Annotated in this window: 1 protein-coding gene; it reads right to left on the bottom strand. The window is 65.9% G+C overall.

The features are described 5' to 3' along the window. Positions 1–677, bottom strand: a 677-nt coding sequence (locus tag AC07TY_RS17985; RefSeq protein WP_494786216.1) for a hypothetical protein, incomplete at its 3' end; no start/stop codon positions are given. Positions 678–807: the final 130 nt, after the last annotated feature.

The raw sequence follows: 807 nt of genomic DNA, 5'->3' as shown, positions 1-807 counted from the left end.
TACTCGGCGATCTGGGCGGCGATGGTGGCGGTGCCGACGAGGAGTCCGGGCTTGACGGCGTCGGTCTTGAACGTGGAGTTCAGGAGCTTGGCGGCGTCGGAAGAGATGTGGACGGTGGTGCCGGTGAGGGTGCCGACGTTGCCGTCGACCGAGAGGGGCTTGAGGGTTCCGCCCCAGAGGCTGAAAATGTTGGCCTGGGTGACGGCGACCTTGCCGTTGACGAGGACGTCGCCGTAGAGCTTGGAGTTGCCGGGGTTGATGGTGAAGTTCTCGAGGGTGACGGTGGTCGAGCCGGCCTTGAGGTTCAGGCCGGATCCGTCGTGCTCGAGGATGCCCTGGACGTAGGGGCGGTACTTGCCGTCGGGCGACCAGTAGACGACGGAGCCGCCGGTGATCGGGAAGGAGATGTCGGAGCCGCTGAGCTTGGCGGAGCCCTCGGTGGAGGGGGTGAGTCCGAGGGACTTCAGGGCGGCGAGGAAGTCGCTGTCGAGGGCGACGGAGGTGTTGCCGCCGAAGACCTCGGGGACTGCCGCGACGGGGGCGGGGATCTTCGTCGACGACGACGAGACGGTGTGGATGGAGGGGGCCGCGTTGGCGGCGGCGCCGGCTCCGACGCCTCCGAGGATCAGGAGGCCGGCGGCACTGAGAGCCACGGTTGCTTTGGAGAACTTACGCATTTGCTTATCCTTTGATGGATGAAGGGTGAACACTCGATCGGTGTTCGTTGGGCGTTTGCCCGATGTCATGTATTCGCGACCCTCCCCGGGAGGGTTTGGTCCGGGTGCCCTCCGTTACCCGTTCGTGACC

The organism is Frondihabitans sp. GW821-FHT04F02, assembly GCF_059420045.1.
This window is presented reverse-complemented; position numbering and strand designations above follow the sequence as displayed.